We start from the raw sequence: 16,902 nt of genomic DNA, 5'->3' as shown, positions 1-16,902 counted from the left end.
TTGTGCTGATGCGATCGCAAAAACTGGGCAAGGGTAATCCGCGATCGCATCTGTTTCTTCCTTGCCCAACCCCCTTAAATCGGGTTCGCCACCGATGGCTCTAAATCCACTTGAGAATCACCCATGGATTGATACCCATTCTCTGGGAGAGGGCGTCGTTCCTCAATCAAGCGAATCGTACCACTCACCTTTTCCGGGAAAATCACCACCAAACCACCGGACGCCACTCCGTCTAACGCGGTGTTAATCGCCTCGGTTTCATCAAGAATAATTTCATAATTGCTATCCGGATTTTGCGCCAAAATTCCCTTGCGAATCAACTCCGCCGCGTCACCACTGGGACGTCCCCGTCGATCCGCATCTTCTTTAATAATGATCCGGTCGAAAATTTGTGCTGAGAGTCGTCCTAAGTTAATGAAATCCTCATCCCGGCGATCGCCAGGTCCACCGACGACGCCAACCCGTTCCCCAGACCAATTGCGGACAAAGCCGCCCACAGCTTCATAACTAGCGGCATTATGGGCATAATCCACCAAGGCATGATAATCACCCAGGTTAAATAAATTCATCCGTCCCGGTGTCTGAGCCACAGACGCCCGGAATGTGGTTAAAGCGTCACGAATTGCCTCAATAGGAACACCTTGAGCAAAGGCGGCTAGACTAGCGGCTAAAGCATTAGCAATTTGAAACGGTGCCATTCCTTTCATCGTTACAGGCATATTTTCCGCCTTCTCAATCCGCAGCGTCCATTCACCTCGGATTAATGACAGGTAGCCATTTTCATACACAGCCGCCAAACCCCCTTGCCTGGTGTGAGCTTGTACCACCTCATTGTCGGGATTCATGGAGAAAAATGCCAGATGCCCTTTGACGCGCTGTGCCATGGCTGTAACCAGGGGATCTTCGGCATTTAGAACGGCATAGCCAGATGGACTCACGGATTCAGCCACCACACTCTTGAGATGCCCCATCTGGTCGAGGGTATCAATGTCGCCAATTCCCAAATGATCCGCCGAGACATTTAACACAACGCCCACATCACAAGCATCAAAGGCTAAACCCGATCGCAGAATCCCGCCTCGTGCAGTTTCCAATACCGCCACCTCAACCGTCGGATCTTTGAGAATCACTTGAGCGCTTTGGGGTCCGGTGGTGTCTCCTTTTTCCACCAGATGATCGCCAATGTAGATCCCATCGGTGGTGGTATACCCCACAACATGACCTGTTTGCTTATAGATATGGGCAAGCAAGCGAGTGGTTGTGGTTTTACCATTCGTCCCTGTAACCGCCAGAATGGGAACGCGACTCTGTTGTCCCGGCGGAAACAGCATATCCATCACCGGGGCGGCGACATTGCGCGGTAAGCCTTGAGAGGGACAAACATGCATTCGGAATCCCGGTGCCGCATTCACTTCCACAACCACGCCGTCAATGTCCCGTAGGGGTTTGGCAATATCGGGCGTAACAATATCAATCCCGGCAATATCCAGACCAATAATTTTAGCCACACGCTCAGCTAACCAAACGTTTTCGGGGTGGATATCGTCGGTGCGGTCTATGGCAATACCCCCCGTACTCAGATTAGCCGTTGCCCGTAAGTAACAAACCTCATCTTCTTTGAGGACTGTATCTAAACTGTAACCCTGACGTTCTAGTACACTCAAACTCGTATGATCGACGACAATTTTCGTCAGGACGTTATCATGTCCATCTCCCCGATTGGGATCGCGGTTCGTCTGTTCAATCAGTTCTTCAACCGTAGACTTACCATCCCCAATTACCCGTGCTGGAATCCGCAGGGCGACGGCTTCAACTTTCCCGTTAATCACCAAGACGCGGTGGTCAAAGCCGGGATAATAGCGCTCGACAATCACCGCACGGGAGATATCCTTGGCGCGGTCATAGGCTTTTTCCGCTTCATCCCAGGTGCGAATGTCAATCGTAATCCCACGCCCATGATTACCATCTAGGGGTTTAATCACAATCGGATAGCCCCCCAACTCTTCTATCGCGCCCTCTAATTCGTCTAAATAACACACCGTTGTGCCTCGGGGAACTGGAACACCCGCATCGAACAAAATCTTCTTCGTCCCTTCTTTATCACAGGCTAATTCCACCCCTAAAATTCCGGAGTAATCACTCAAGGTGGCTTGAATTCGCTTCTGATGCACCCCGTAGCCAAGCTGAATCATGGCTCTGGCACTTAAGGCAAGCCAGGGGATGCCTCTGGCGTCGGCTTCTTTGACCAGGGCTTCTGTACTCGGTCCTAATGCCGCATCGCGAGCGAGTTCGGTGAGGTCTTTTATGTCTTGCTCTAACTCACCTTGGGGATATGTTCCGGTATCGATAATACTTTGACACAAGCGCACGGCTGCTCTGGCTGCATAGCGACCGGCCTGTTCATCAATGTACTCAAAGACGACTTGATAAATTCCGGCTGTCCCGGTTTCCCGCGTCCGACCAAACCCGACGCGCATTCCCGCTAATTCCTGAAGTTCGAGCGCCAGATGTTCGATAATATGCCCCATCATCGTGCCTTCCCTGACCCGACTTAAGAACCCACCTCGGACACCTGGAGAACAGAAATGCCCCTCCAGGCTCGGTAGCACCTGCACCAGTCCCTTGTAGAATCCCGGAAGTACATTGGAGGGTTTATCAATGAGTTCCTCCAAATCAAGACGCATGACAATGAGTTTGTGGCGTCGAATGCTCCAGTAATTGGGACCGCGTAACGTCTGGATTTTTAGAATTCTCATAGTGATGAAATCGGGGATGGTTCACAATGTCGGCAAGGAGGCACAAATTAGGGATTGTGCAAAATCTATTTTAGGAATTTCTTTAACATTACGTGACATTCTCCTACGCTGAATCTCGCCTATTACCGCGTAGGCGTCCAAGTATCGCTACTTACATTTTCTCGTCAACATTTTTCGCGGTTCTCAGAAGTCCTCCACGTAGTAGGGGGGGAATCGTTTACTCTTGCCCAGACGGGATTTACCCGCTTTGAGTGGATGGGAAACCTTATCTAGTTTCCGACTGTTCAAAGGGATCAAACTGTTCATGATGAACATTTTGCTGGGACGATTGGCGATTTCAGCCTGCTTGGGAGCCGTTGGATTGAGTCTTAGGGATTGGCTGGCATTAATGCCCGTTTATAGACATGATAGCGATCGCCATGACAAAAAATATGCACCCGGAGGTTATGCAGACTAATGGGTTCGGTGCTGTCAATATCCACCTGATTGGTGTGAGACACTTCTGTGGGATCAATAATCGTCACCGTACCTTTGCCCATGACCTGTAACCAACCATCTCGCTCGAAGATAATACAAGTATCTTCATCGATCCCAATCCCTAAGCGATCCGGGTGCATGGCGATCGCACTCATCAAGCGGGCGATGCGATTTCGATTCAGAAAATGCTGATCGACGATCACTTCAGGAATAATCCCTAAACCCGTTGCCATATCGACTAAGGAGCGATTCGGGGACTCACCACTCCCACCGCCTGCGATCATGTGATGACCCATTACAGCCGCACCTGCACTGGTTCCCGCTAAGGTAATCTCCCCTAAATGTACCCGTTGACGGATTTTTTCCATTAAAGGGGTATCCGAGAGCAAACCGCACAAGCGCAGTTGATCCCCACCGGTCATGAATACACCCGTACAGGTTTCCACATACTCTTGTAGCTCAGCATCCGAACCTTGAGCGCGATCGCGCACATCAAGGACTTTAATTTCCTTTGCCCCCATATCCTCAAAGATCCGCTGATAGCGCTCGCCAATCAGTGCTGGTTCTCGCGACGCGGATGGAATAATCGCAATTCTCGCCTCACCTGAACCCGATCGACGAAAAAAGGTTTGCAGGATCTCCCGTCCATGAACTTTGTCTTCCGCACCACCAATAACAATGATTGCGGTTTTTGTCGATTGAGGCATTTTCGTCACTTGGAATTGAGAGTCTAACTGCAGCATACTGTCGAGTTCGAGCATAAGGTGAGTTCAATATTTGAGTATCGCGCTAGGGCTAGGACTGTCTACTTTATTATGATTTTGACTCTAGCTCAACTACTGATTTAGGTTGTTTTTGGTAAGCTTCACCACAACTAAACACCATCGCGCTTGGCTTTCATCAGATGCACTCTACAGCCGCCTAAATGCGGTGACTCGATGGAAATCGTTAATTGTTTAGCCACGGAAGAACGCTTACTCACGGCACTCAGCCGTGGGGAGGAAATCTGGCGTTTCCCAGTCATCATGGCAAATTATACCAATAATTACTTATACTATGATATAAGATTGACCCTTTTTGTCTTAAGAACGACCCAATCCTTGTGCGCTTTGATGTTGTAACACTGTTTCCGGATTTCTTTACCTCTCCCCTAGCGTCAGGACTGCTGGGTAAGGCATTGACCAAACAAATCGCCCAGGTGCACCTGATCAATCCTCGTGATTTTGCCACTGATAAACACCGACGGGTTGACGATGAACCTTATGGGGGTGGCGTGGGGATGTTAATGAAACCCGAACCGATTTTTGCGGCTGTGGAGTCGTTGCCCATATTACCTCGGCGAGAGGTAATTCTGATGACGCCCCAGGGACAACCGCTGAATCAGCCACTGTTGGTGGAGTTGGCGACAGGTTATGACCAGATTGTGATCATCTGTGGGCATTATGAGGGTGTCGATGAGCGAGTTTTACATTTAGTAACCAAAGAGGTGTCCTTAGGGGATTTTGTCTTAACCTGCGGTGAAATTCCTGCACTCGCCCTGATTAATGGGGTGGTGAGATTACGCCCCGGAACCGTGGGGAAGGTGGAATCCCTCAAATCAGAAAGTTTTGAAGCCGGATTATTGGATTATCCTCAGTGGACACGCCCTGCTGAATTTCGCGGTTGGCAAGTCCCAGAGATTTTATTATCGGGCAATCATCAGGTAATTGACCAGTGGCGCAAAGACCAACAGATTCACAGAACCCGGGAACGTCGCCCTGATTTGTACCACAAATGGGTTAAGCAAACTGACACTTAGGAAAAGGGCGGGTTTACTTACCTGGGAAGTTTCTTGCACTAGATAATAGTAAAACCCGCCCCTACCAACCCAATTATTGACAGACGAGTTTTTTGCCGCGTCTCTACTTTCGGATGTGTCACAATGAAACTCGATTGGAATTAAATCCTTGCTGCTTTTAACTGTGCTTTCTTTTATGAAATCGTCTGAGTTGCTGAAAAACTTATCAACTCCTGCACAGATAGTGTTGCGACCCATGTTGCTGATTTCCTTGGTGTTGCACGGTATTGTGCTAATGCTACCAATTTCCGATGATCTGAAAAAATCTGAGAACCCTGAAAAAGAGGAAACGGTTAAAATTACCAAATTACCTTCTCCTTCCATTCCTAAATCCTCTCCCTCCCCGAAATCGACTTCTAAAGTTACTCCTCAAAGGAGTCCAGTCACTCTTTCCCAAACTCCTCAGAGGCGTCAGACTAATTCTCAAATCATTATCAATCGTCCGGAGTCTCCAGCAAATCCGTCTTCTAATCAGCCAATTAACCAACCGTCTGTTAGTTCTAAAGTGTCTCAGACAGAAAAGCAGCAAACTTCTGAAACATCAAATGTTGTTCAGACAGATCAGAACAAAACTTCAGATAGATTAGACGAGTCTGATCAAAACTCTACCCCACCCCAACCCGCCCAAAAAGAGGTTAATTTTTTCGCAATATTTCCTCGTTATCCAGGGGCAGAGAAAGGCTCTGGTGGTGTACTTAGACCAGAGTTTGATGAAGCCAATTATATATGGCATATAGAAGAGGACTTGGAAACAGTAGCGTCTAAGTTTGAGAAGGAACTATTGCCTAATCAAAACTTTCAGCAACCCAAACTTATAAAAAATGAGGGTAATTTTAGGGTTTATGAAGTGTCAAATACGAAAGGCAATGAAACTAAGTATTTGCATTTCATTCACAAAGACAGTAAGACTTCTATTTATCTAGAATCCGAAAGTTATGATCTAAAAGAATTAGTCCAAAATAAAACAGAGGATAGAGCTGAATTTTTAGTTATGGCATCTTTAAGCAGTGCTATTGAAATTCTAAAAGAACAATATAAATTAAAAGATTTTAACGTAGAAGATGACTTGGATACTCTTGTTGAAGCCGATAAGTTTAAAAGGGCAAATTTTGATTTCACAATAGCACGAAAAACAACAGCAGATCATCCGATATCCCCCCAAGAACTTGCTAATACCTTGAATGAACAACTGCAAAGTTTAGAATTTGAGCCGTTATCGCCAACGGGAGATGGCGAGTATGGCGGAGGAACTCTTTACAAAATAAAGAAGGATAGATTTGAACGTTATCTGATTTTGACACCTGCAAAAGATGAAAAAGAAAATTTGATCACAGTGATTATTTTAGCTAGAGACGATCCTCGCCAGTAGAAAACAAGATACTCAATTACTCTCAATAGCCAAAGAAACGCGATCGCCTCCCACATTCCGCATTTGAGCTAATAGCTGAATCACTTGCTCGTAGGGCAATTGACTGTCGGCTTGTAAGAAGACAGCCCCTTGAGGATTTTGAGATAAATAGGTTTGCATTTGCTCAAACAATTGCTTTTGGCTGACCGATTGATTACTGATGACCAGTTGTCCTGGGGACTTCAATTGTACAATTAAAGGAGCGGGATTTTCCTGCGGCTGAGTTGGAGTATTTTCATTATTAGGGAGTTGAACATTGACGCCTTCTTGAGTGGTTAACAGCATGGAAGTCATCACGAAAAAAGCGAGAACTCCCATGATCACATTGAGCATAGGGATTAACTGAATGGACGGTATAGATGATTGAGTTCGCTGGGTTCTAAAACGCATGGTTTAATATTTATACAGGTTATTAATATTAACGACGCTCAATTGCTAGGGAAACGCGATCGCCACCAATTATTGTCATTTCTTTTAACAGCTTTTGGACATCTTCATAGGATAAATCTCGGTCTGCTTTTAAAACGACTATAGCATTTTGATTTTGTTCTAGGTATGACTGAATTCTTTCAGACACCTGATTAATAGTAATAACTTGATTATCCAGTAAAATCTCACCTTGGCGATTCAAGCCAATGACTAGAGTGTTTTGAGTATTTGACTCGCCACTAGCAGTTCCAGCACCAGGTAAACCTGGTAAATTAATGTCCCCTAAGCGTTGACCTGTATAGCTCATTGATGTGATAATAAAAAATGTTAGCACTGACATCATCACATCCATTAAAGGAATCAAATTAACTTCGGGGATTGGTGAGTTTTTTGACTTGTTTCTAAAGTGCATGAATCCTATATTTTTTGAAAAGTATCGTTCAAAAATTACTTAAACGCTTCTCCCAAGCTGGGGAAAAGCTTGCACCCAAAGCAAGGTAAAATCTATTTCATCATTTCAGTCACCTTTGTAGGTTGGGTTGAGGAACGAAACCCAACACCATCGTTAGCCTGTTGGGTTTCGCTTGCGCTCTACCCAACCTACGAGAACTAAAATTGTGGAATAGGTTGTAGGTTGGGTTGACGCAAGGAAACCCAACGGAATCTAGGGCTCGCATCCCTTACTACAAGCGCAATTATGAACGGTTGGCGAGGGTTGGTTCGTACCAAACCTGGCGATAAATAAGTTCTAACTCACTTCCAACTTCCGCAAAGTAATCCATTTGCTGAGAGTGTAAAGTGACGATAGTTCGGAGAACTAAAAGCGCAATAATTGCTACAATCATACCCGCTGCTGTGGTAATTAGCGCTTCACCGATACCTCCAGCTACTTTTGTCGCCTCAACTGTTGTTCCACCCCCACCAATTCTCAGGTTATTGAATGTACTAATTAAACCCGTAACTGTTCCTAATAGACCAAGTAAAGGAGCAACAGCTACAATAGTTTCCAGAAGTTTTTCACCTTTTCGCATTTTGATGAGTTCTTTATCACCAGCGGCTTCCATTGCTAAACGAAAGGTTTCTGGTGTTGGCTGTTTCAGCTTGAGAGGTGCATAGAGAAAGCGACCAATGGGCAAGTTTTGAGCCGATTCAGCTATGTCTCTAGCCTGTTCTAAATTAGACTGTGCCGCCGCTAGCACATCGTTCACCAGGGTAGCTTCTTGGCTTAATAATCGAAACCAAAACCAAGCGCGGTCTAGCCCACAGGATATCGTTAATATAGATAATCCCAGAATGGGCAGCATTACTAAACCGCCTTGGATTAATAAATCATAGACTCTTGTCATTGGAAATCTCAGACTAATTTCGCAAAATTAACCCTGGTAACTTTTATACTATAACGCTACAGACCTATTGTCCAACAGGTAAGGAACTAGATCCTCGACTTCTTGAAGACATTGGAGATGGGGTAGGAGAATGGGATTTATCTTCAGTTTAACTCTTTTGCGATCGCGACTCGATAATCCCGGTCAATCAAAGCCATATTAAACATAGTTGGACGGTTGCGTAAGAATTTAATCAGACTCGACTTGGGTTCAAAGTTTTTCACACAAGCATCGGCTGTCATTTGGTACTGATTCTGAAACTCTTTTTTTACGTCATTGACGGCTATATCTTTAGCTCCAGATACCTGAATCCTTGTCTCAATTATCTTTTTTATGACTTTCTCTAATTCTTTGAATGAAGTGATCGGCTCTGGAGTAGATTTAAGTTTATTTTGGGTTTCTTTTTTGGTTGAATTACAAATTTTAAGCTTATACTCTTTTCCGGTTTTTTCTAGCTTAAATAAATTACAAACCTTTAAAAAATCTATAAATTTAACGCTGAGATTTAAACCTTTAAGCACCTTAGTAATTCCTTGCTTATGCTGTTTAGAGAATTCACTACCCACATTAGAAATGGCAACAGAGGTTTGACCCGAATTAGCCATGAGTCTTTTGACTATTTTAACTAATTCTTGTTCTAACTCAACCTTGGAGCGAATCTTTGTATTTAAAGAACTATTTAAATCCGGAGATTCGGTCGAGGCACTGGGATTAGGAGCGATAACTGAACAATTCATTTCAAACAACGTTACATACAAACCTGACTGTTCCGGTAAGTTGTGTAAGACAAACTCATTCGGGTAATCAAGAAAAAAATCTGGAACCGTTTTACCAGGACAGTGGCATGAAACCAAGGAACTTATTGTTGTCTGGTACTGGCTGTAAAATAAATTAGAAACATTAGACAGTTTAACCCACAGATTTCCGGTGCGAATTTGTTCAAGTCTAATAATCGCTTTAATTTGATTAATAAATTCTTCCAGACCCGGAATTTCAGGTGGCGGACTCAGGCAATGTCTTTGAGTTTGGTTCGTATCACTATTTAAAACGGTGATTGTATCCCCTTGTTTGCGAACTAAATAAACAGTAAAGCCATGAGTCCGAAGTGTATTATAAAGATGAGTCATCACTCCATCCGAGGAGCAAACTAATATTTCCCTAGCATTGGGATAATGGATAAAGATTGACGATCCCACCGTTGCCATTTTCACATCGGCACTATCTTTACCGGGTGGAACGTGAATCAGTTCATACCCACGACTGTGGAATTCTGCGTCTTTTTTGCCGAGGCTGCGCCAATTGGCAAAGGCGACTTTAATTTGAATCGGATAGGTACAGAGTTTGGCTAGGAATTTTTCAGTTTCGATATCCAGTTGTAGGTTCTCGGCGTCTAATAAAAGAATGGCAATACCTGGGGAATTATTGGTCACTGAAGCCGGAGAAGGTACAGCTTCCGAACTATCTGAACTGACCAATTCCGGCGACGGCGATGGAGAATTTGGGGGAATTGAGGACTGTAGAGTTTGAGTCAATTCACCAAAACTGGGTTGTGTAAAATAGCTGGGAAGGAGTAAAATTTCCAGGAAACGCCGTATGTTTATCAGTTTGGTTTCCTCGTCCTCAGCTTGAGTCAGTCTAGCTTTTAGTTTCTTGATAAAGACAGATTGATTGTGCGGGGTATGCCAAGGAGTAGTCCTGTACTTTTCTTTGAGGAGTTCCGGATGCTGCTGTTGGATATCCAGGACGATTTGGTAAACGCGATCGCAAATTTGATCAATAATTGCTGTATCAGTTGCCAATGGCACGCTGGACGGATCAGACATATCACGAAATCGCACAAAGGATAGCGTATGCATCCATAATAAAAGAAAGAAAAAGCTTTACACATCTTAACTATGGCGAGAGATCTGCGGACATTCATTCAGCTTTTAGAGGAACGGGGACAGCTGCGCCGGATTACGGCGTTGGTTGACCCGGATTTAGAAATTGCCGAGATATCCAATCGGATGCTACAGGCGGGGGGACCTGGCTTGCTGTTTGAGAATGTCAAAGGTTCATCATTTCCCGTCGCCATCAACCTGATGGGAACCGAGGAACGGGTGTGTTGGGCGATGCATAAGGAACATCCCCAGGAATTGGAAACACTGGGGAAAAAGCTGGGAATGCTACAACAGCCAAAACCGCCGAAGAAAATTTCTCAGGCGGTGGAGTTTGGCAAGATTTTATTTGATGTCGTCAAAGCCAAACCGGGACGAGATTTTTTCCCCGCCTGTCAGCAAGTGGTGGTTGAAGGAGACGCCCTGGATTTAAATAAACTGCCCCTAATTCGTCCCTATCCAGGGGATGCGGGAAAAATTATTACCTTGGGGTTGGTGATTACTAAAGATTGTGAAACGGGTATCCCAAATGTGGGTGTATACCGTCTACAACTGCAATCAAGTAATACCATGAGTGTCCATTGGTTATCGGTACGCGGTGGGGCGAGACACCTACGCAAAGCGGCGCAGAATGGCAAGAAACTAGAAATTGCGATCGCGCTAGGGGTTGACCCCTTAATCATTATGGCAGCCGCCACCCCGATTCCTGTAGACCTTTCCGAATGGTTGTTTGCTGGACTCTACGGCGGTTCTGGGGTGCAACTGGCAAAGTGCAAGACGCTAGATTTACAAGTCCCGGCGGACTCCGAGTTTGTCCTAGAAGGGACAATCACACCAGGGGAAGTATTACCCGATGGACCCTTTGGGGATCACATGGGGTATTACGGCGGCGTCGAAGATTCCCCCGTGATTCACTTCCACTGCATGACTCATCGCCAAAACCCCGTCTATCTTACCACCTTCAGTGGGCGTCCCCCGAAGGAAGAAGCGATGATGGCGATCGCACTCAATCGGATTTATACGCCAATTTTACGACAACAGGTATCCGAGATTGTGGATTTCTTCCTCCCCATGGAAGCCCTCAGTTACAAAGCCGCGATTATTTCCATTGATAAAGCCTATCCCGGACAAGCCAGACGGGCAGCTTTAGCGTTTTGGAGTGCTTTACCCCAATTTACTTACACCAAGTTTGTGATTGTTGTGGATAAAGATATTAATATCCGTGATCCGCGTCAAGTGGTGTGGGCAATTAGTTCCAAAGTAGACCCGACGCGAGATGTATTTATTCTGCCCAATACGCCCTTTGATAGCTTAGATTTTGCCAGTGAAAAGATTGGTTTAGGCGGACGTATGGGCATTGATGCAACGACTAAAATTCCTCCCGAAACGGAACACGAATGGGGCGAACCATTGGAATCAGATGCTGATGTTGCGGCTATGGTTGATCGGCGCTGGGTCGAGTATGGCTTAGATGATTTGGAATTAGGAGAGGTTAATCCGAATCTGTTTGGCTATGATATGCGGTGAACAAATTTATAAGCAGGATTCATCGGGGCGGGTTTAGTTGCATCTGGGTCAAAAAGAGACAATAGTAGTGAAACCCGCCCCTACACCCCTCAAAACTTACAATTAAAACGATATATACACAACCGATGCTACCGGACTTGATATGACTGGTAAACCTAATTTTCCTGGCATGAACCCCTACCTGGAACGACCGGACATTTGGCCCGAAATCCATTACGGGTTGATTAGTGGGCTAATGAGAACCCTCAACCCAGTACTTAACCCCAAATATCGGGCGGCTGTCGATAAGCGGGTTTACCTGGATTCTGTTTTAGTTGGTATTCCTGATACAACGGTGATTCAGCAAACGCCTAATCGCACTACAACCTCTACCTCAGCCGCCGTTTTGAGCCAGCCTGAGCGTGTGGCGATACCCATGCTCGAAGAAGTCACCGAACGCTTTTTGGAAATTCGCGAAGTGGCTACCCGCAAGGTTATTACGGTTATTGAAGTGCTATCGCCCAAGAATAAACGATCCGGCGAAGGGCGATCGCAGTATCTCAAAAAACGTCAAACTTTGCTCAGCAGCCAAACCCATTTGGTCGAAATTGATCTGCTCAGAAGCGGTGAACCCATGCCTGTGGAAGGTGGATGTAAAGCAGACTACCAAATCTTAGTCAGTCGAGCCGATGAAAGACCTGCTGCAGAACGTTATCCCTTTGATTTGCGGGAGCCAATACCCGTGTTTTTATTACCCCTGAGCGCCGCAGACGTTGAACCGGCGATCGATTTAGCTACCTTACTTGAACAAGCCTATCAGGAAGCCGCCCTTGACTTGGTGGTTGACTATTCGATGTTGCCAGAACCCGCCTTGAATGAAGATGATATGGCTTGGCTAAATACCTTACGTTAAGTAGTCAGACACCATTAAAGTTGAGCATAAGGATAAGGGAACAGGAAACTGGAAATAGTCAAAATTTGACATTTTTTAATATTTCTTAGTACAACAAACATCATTGTTCCCCACTTCAATCCTAGAAATAGTAGAGCGAGTCAACTCAGTGCCGAGGCAATCCGCCTTGGCATTTTTCTGCAACATTAGATGACATAAAACGCCTATTTATTGGAATTGTATGGTTCATCTTTGGTTCATCAGATTTTGGAACTAAAGATGAGCCACAAAAACGATAATTATCTTGCCCGTCTGGAACAAATCCGGTGGGGTAAGTATCCCCAATGCCCCTATTGCCAATCAACTCATTCTCGACGCTTAAAAAAGGAACGCCGATATCAATGTAACGAATGCTTTACTTCATATAGCGTTACAGTTGGGACTCTATTTCACAAAACTCATGTTGACTTAGAAAAATGGGTTATGGCAATTTATCTGGTTCTCAATCCTCTGGAACGGATCAGTGTGCGTCAGTTAGCGAAGAAAATCGGGGTCAACAAGAATACTGCCTCGTATATGATTGCCCGGATTCGTCAGGCAATGACTAAAGAGGCGGACTTGCTACAGCGACTTGTGGAAATTGATTTTGAGTGAATAACAAGTCCAGTGAGTTTTTTATCCTATCTGTTGTGACATTAACCCCCTAAACCGAAGCCGTTTGAGTTCCCTGATTCCTCCCTTTATAAGGGGAGGGTTAGGGTGGGGTCTGTCTAAAGGTATTGGAGATTTGTCAACTTAATCGGTTAACTCTTTTTAGGAATGTCCAAGGAAGAAAGGTATTTAGACAATGATTCTCCCAACTGTTCTTCGGGTGTCTTTTTTTTATCTGGTTTTTTGGCAGTAAATCCACCAAAAAACCAAACCCAAAGCGAAGTATAGAGGAATAGTATGAAAAATGGTGACAGCATAATCGTTAACGGTAGATAACCCTAATGAAACTAATCCCAGAGATAGGCAAGACGGAGAGTACCATCTTGAACTGCCTCTGCGACTACTGACGGTTAGGAAACTTTCCTTACATCCAAGTGTAGATCTGTGTGCCGAAAAAGTCTCGACCGCTAACTGGGACAGTAGAGACGCGCCATGGCGCGTCTCTACAGGGTTTTGGGTGGATGTCAACCGAATTCTATCCGTTATATAGCACTACTAGAGAGCAAGGTTCTGCCGATAATATTTTGTGAATTTATTCGGATATGATGGCTAACAATCTGCTGAATTTTATAGTGCAAATGTTTTTCGGTATCTTTAAGACTTGCTAAAAATGCAAGTAATCGTTGCTTATCTAATAGCGGTAAGTCCCTGAGCAATTCTTCAGCCTCCTCTAAGATTCGCTCTTGTGCCTCTGGCATTAAGTTTATCCAGTTGGAATATAATAGGTTGCGTTCGACGATCGTCAGCTTCCATTGATATTCGGGCATGATGCTTGTCCCACTTAATCATTTGCTATCTGTCGATCATCCTAAATGAAAAACTATGAAGGAATGGCAAAGACGGCACTTTTGGTTGTAAAAAGATTGTAAATATAGCTAGGAGGGGCGGGTTTTGGACAATCGTTATCGGTTATGTGCTGATAGGTTAGTTCCTAAACCCGCCCCTACAGATTGTCTTTACCCGGAGGCGGATAGCATCGCATCTCCTACTTATTCTCCATCAGCGCCTTGGTTCGAGCTTGAAATCTCGCCGACTTCAGCCTGTCAACCATACCTTCATAATCTTGTACCCAGTATTTAGGATCAAAGCGCACAAATTGACTCTGATTTAACGCCCCAACCCGGGCTAGGACTGGCACTTTTTGCGGTTTCCTCTCCCCTGATTGTTCTTGCAAAATCGCTTTCAGATGTTCCATGGTCTTTTTGTTTACGTGCTGGGGGGTCAGTTCCACGATAATCATTTGTGCCTTTTCAATGGGTTCGACATCTTCGATGATCATCTGGATTTTCTCATCTCGTTCATCTGCTTTGCCCCAAACAATTAGACGGGCCTCTTTTTCAATTAAGCAACTAATCCGCTCAAAAGTTTTAGGAAAAATCACGCCATCGGCTTGACCTGTAAGGTCTTCCATTTGCACAAATGCCATGCGATCGCCGCTTGTTTTGGTATTGTGAAATTTCACCTCAGTCAACATGACAATAGCACTAAGCATTGTGCGTTTACTTTGCTCGCCTAACTCGTTGAGGTTAATCGGCATAAGTACCTGATTGGCGACTTTACGCGCGGATTTTAGGGGGTGTTCTGAGACGTAGAAGCCGAGCAATTCTTTTTCTTGCTGCAGCTTTTCTTGAGCCGAGAAATCATCAACCATCCGTGTTTTTGGGGCGGCTTTCCATGCCTCATTCCCATCACTGTCGTTATTATCAGTGCTTCCTAACATATCAAAAATATTGATTTGACCACTCTCTCGATCCTTCGCTCGATCTTGCGCCCAACTAATCAGCACATCTAAATCTTGAATCAGTTGTTTGCGATTCGGTTCTAGGCTATCAAACGCCCCGGAGTAAATCAGGGATTCCAAGGTGCGACGATTCACCACCCGCAAATCCACGCGATCGCAAAAATCGGCTAATGACTGAAAGTCCCCTCTTTTTTCCCGTTTCTGGAGGATATTGTCAATCGCCCCCTCGCCCAAATTCCGAATCGCCGAGAGTCCGAATAAGATTTTGCCAGAGACTGGGGTAAAATCGACCTGCGATCGGTTAATATCCGGTTGCAAGACATCGATGTTCATCGTCGCACAGGTGGCGATGTACTTCTGTACCTTATCCTGATTTCCACTACTAGCCGTCAGCAGCGCCGTCATGTACTCCACCGGATGATTGGCTTTCAGATAAGCCGTTTGATAGGTAACATATCCATAAGCCGTGGAGTGGGACTTGTTAAAGCAATTTGACGCCACCGAGCCATTGAAGAGCATAAAATTATGGTCGCGCTCGACGCCAATGTCATAGACTGGTTGAGTACCCAAGGGTTTGCGACCGATAATTTTAACCACGTTTAGAACTCCTTAATCGTTTCCAAATTGTCCTGACATGTTAAGAGCCGGAATTGTGGGATTGCCCAACGTAGGCAAATCTACCTTATTTAATGCCCTCGTCGCCAATGCTAAAGCAGAGGCGGCGAATTTCCCCTTCTGTACGATTGAGCCGAATGTCGGGGTTGTTGCTGTACCAGATGAACGGTTGTCCGTGCTGGCAAAAATTTCCACCTCTGTCGCAATTGTGCCAACTCGGATTGAGTTTGTCGATATTGCTGGATTGGTGAAGGGGGCGAGTAAAGGTGAGGGACTCGGTAACCAATTTTTAGCCAATATCCGGGAAGTAGATGCCATTGTCCATGTTGTGCGCTGCTTTGATGATGAGAATATTATCCATGTTTCCGGTTCCGTTGATCCAGTGCGCGACATTGACGTGATTAATCTGGAACTGGCGTTAGCAGATTTAGCCCAAGTGGAACGCCGCATGGAACGCACCCGCAAGCAGGCGAAAACCAGTAAAGAGGCGCAGTTGGAACTGGAAGCCTTGGAAAAGTTGAGTGCGGGATTGAATGAAGGCAAATCGGCGCGGAATATTAGTTTAACTGAAGACGAAGCCGAGGCGGTGAAGCCGTTGGAATTACTCAGTGCTAAACCGATTATATACGCGGCGAATGTGTCAGAGGATGATTTAGCCTCTGGGAATGAATGGGTGGAACAAGTGCGCCAAGTCGCCACGGCTGAGACAGCGGAAGTCGTGGTGGTTTCAGCCCAAGTGGAGTCAGAATTAGTTGAGTTACCGGAAGATGAACGGGGAGATTTCTTGGAGTCATTAGGCGTGGAAGAAGGGGGATTAAAATCCTTAATTCGCGCTACATACAATTTATTAGGATTACGCACATTTTTAACCACCGGACCCAAAGAAACCCGTGCTTGGACGATTACAGCAGGAATGAAAGCACCCCAAGCCGCCGGCGCGATTCACACTGATTTTGAGCGGGGTTTTATTCGGGCGGAAACGGTTGCTTATGATGATTTAGTGGCGTCTGGTTCAATGAATGCGGCGAAGGACAAAGGATTAGTGCGGGCGGAAGGGAAAGAGTATGTGGTACAAGAAGGCGATGTGATGCTGTTTCGGTTTAATGTTTAAACCGGGTGCGGAACCCGTAGGGGCGCACGGCGTGCGCCCTTTACCCAGTGGCGTGCGCCCTTTACCCAGTGGCGTGCGCCCTTTACCCAGTGGCGTGCGCCCTTTACCCAGTGGCGTGCGCCCATTACCAGGTGGCGTGCGCCCATTACCAGGTGGC

General features: G+C 45.6%; 15 protein-coding genes. 6 read left to right on the top strand and 9 right to left on the bottom strand.

The window, feature by feature from the left end:
- Window positions 1-74: 74 nt before the first annotated feature.
- The 3 genes from cphA to RIM23_RS17750 form a co-directional block, all read right to left on the bottom strand.
- Window positions 75-2,756 (bottom strand): cyanophycin synthetase, encoded by a 2,682-nt coding sequence (gene cphA / locus RIM23_RS17760; protein WP_446368489.1) that lies wholly within the window; start codon window positions 2,754-2,756, stop codon window positions 75-77.
- 368 nt (window positions 2,757-3,124) lie between these two features.
- Window positions 3,125-3,976, bottom strand: a complete 852-nt coding sequence (locus RIM23_RS17755) for a cyanophycinase (RefSeq protein ID WP_446368509.1) — start codon at window positions 3,974-3,976, stop codon at window positions 3,125-3,127.
- A gap of 131 nt (window positions 3,977-4,107) precedes the next feature.
- Window positions 4,108-4,260, bottom strand: coding sequence for a hypothetical protein (locus RIM23_RS17750; protein ID WP_446358833.1), 153 nt, complete (start codon window positions 4,258-4,260; stop codon window positions 4,108-4,110).
- 75 nt (window positions 4,261-4,335) lie between these two features.
- Between RIM23_RS17750 and trmD the strand changes: the two genes are divergently transcribed.
- Window positions 4,336-5,031 (top strand): tRNA (guanosine(37)-N1)-methyltransferase TrmD, encoded by a 696-nt coding sequence (trmD, locus tag RIM23_RS17745; RefSeq protein WP_446368488.1) that lies wholly within the window; start codon window positions 4,336-4,338, stop codon window positions 5,029-5,031.
- A 148-nt stretch (window positions 5,032-5,179) separates the two neighbouring features.
- Entirely contained in the window at window positions 5,180-6,439 is a 1,260-nt protein-coding gene (locus RIM23_RS17740; protein ID WP_446368487.1) for a hypothetical protein, read from the top strand.
- Window positions 6,440-6,451: 12 nt separating this feature from the next.
- On the opposite strand, the gene RIM23_RS17735 is transcribed toward RIM23_RS17740, so the two are convergent.
- The 4 genes from RIM23_RS17735 to RIM23_RS17720 all read right to left on the bottom strand — a co-directional run bounded on the left by RIM23_RS17735 (window position 6,452) and on the right by RIM23_RS17720 (window position 10,115).
- Window positions 6,452-6,868, bottom strand: a complete 417-nt coding sequence (locus RIM23_RS17735; RefSeq protein WP_446368486.1) for an ExbD/TolR family protein — start codon at window positions 6,866-6,868, stop codon at window positions 6,452-6,454.
- A 28-nt stretch (window positions 6,869-6,896) separates the two neighbouring features.
- A complete protein-coding gene (locus tag RIM23_RS17730; RefSeq protein WP_446368485.1) occupies window positions 6,897-7,319 on the bottom strand; it encodes an ExbD/TolR family protein in 423 nt (140 codons plus the stop codon).
- 283 nt (window positions 7,320-7,602) lie between these two features.
- Window positions 7,603-8,253, bottom strand: coding sequence for a MotA/TolQ/ExbB proton channel family protein (locus tag RIM23_RS17725; RefSeq protein ID WP_446358844.1), 651 nt, complete (start codon window positions 8,251-8,253; stop codon window positions 7,603-7,605).
- Between the two features lie 143 nt (window positions 8,254-8,396).
- The gene (locus RIM23_RS17720) at window positions 8,397-10,115 is read right to left on the bottom strand and encodes an NYN domain-containing protein (protein WP_446368484.1); all 1,719 of its coding nucleotides are present in this window, start codon (window positions 10,113-10,115) and stop codon (window positions 8,397-8,399) included.
- 72 nt (window positions 10,116-10,187) lie between these two features.
- On the opposite strand from RIM23_RS17720, the gene RIM23_RS17715 reads away from it, so the two are divergent.
- From RIM23_RS17715 to RIM23_RS17705, 3 genes are all read left to right on the top strand, one after another.
- Window positions 10,188-11,696 (top strand): UbiD family decarboxylase, encoded by a 1,509-nt coding sequence (locus RIM23_RS17715; RefSeq protein WP_446368483.1) that lies wholly within the window; start codon window positions 10,188-10,190, stop codon window positions 11,694-11,696.
- Window positions 11,697-11,838: 142 nt separating this feature from the next.
- On the top strand, window positions 11,839-12,588 hold the full coding sequence (locus tag RIM23_RS17710) for a DUF4058 family protein (RefSeq protein ID WP_446368482.1): 750 nt from the start codon (window positions 11,839-11,841) through the stop codon (window positions 12,586-12,588).
- Window positions 12,589-12,846: 258 nt separating this feature from the next.
- Entirely contained in the window at window positions 12,847-13,221 is a 375-nt protein-coding gene (locus RIM23_RS17705; protein WP_446368481.1) for a transposase, read from the top strand.
- A 539-nt stretch (window positions 13,222-13,760) separates the two neighbouring features.
- Here RIM23_RS17705 and RIM23_RS17700 read toward each other — a convergent pair.
- Both RIM23_RS17700 and RIM23_RS17695 read right to left on the bottom strand, forming a co-directional pair.
- Window positions 13,761-14,045: a hypothetical protein gene (locus RIM23_RS17700; RefSeq protein WP_446368480.1), complete on the bottom strand. Its 285-nt coding sequence runs from the start codon at window positions 14,043-14,045 to the stop codon at window positions 13,761-13,763.
- Window positions 14,046-14,263: 218 nt separating this feature from the next.
- Window positions 14,264-15,616 carry a helix-hairpin-helix domain-containing protein gene (locus RIM23_RS17695; RefSeq protein ID WP_446368479.1) on the bottom strand — a complete coding sequence of 451 codons (1,353 nt, stop codon included), beginning with the start codon at window positions 15,614-15,616 and terminating at the stop codon, window positions 14,264-14,266.
- 37 nt (window positions 15,617-15,653) lie between these two features.
- Here RIM23_RS17695 and ychF point away from each other — a divergent pair, with 37 nt between their 5' ends.
- A complete protein-coding gene (ychF, locus tag RIM23_RS17690; protein ID WP_446368478.1) occupies window positions 15,654-16,745 on the top strand; it encodes a redox-regulated ATPase YchF in 1,092 nt (363 codons plus the stop codon).
- Window positions 16,746-16,902 lie beyond the last annotated feature (157 nt).

It is taken from the genome of Coleofasciculus sp. G3-WIS-01 (genome assembly GCF_040223135.1).
Taxonomy (GTDB): domain Bacteria; phylum Cyanobacteriota; class Cyanobacteriia; order Cyanobacteriales; family Coleofasciculaceae; genus Coleofasciculus.
This window is presented reverse-complemented; position numbering and strand designations above follow the sequence as displayed.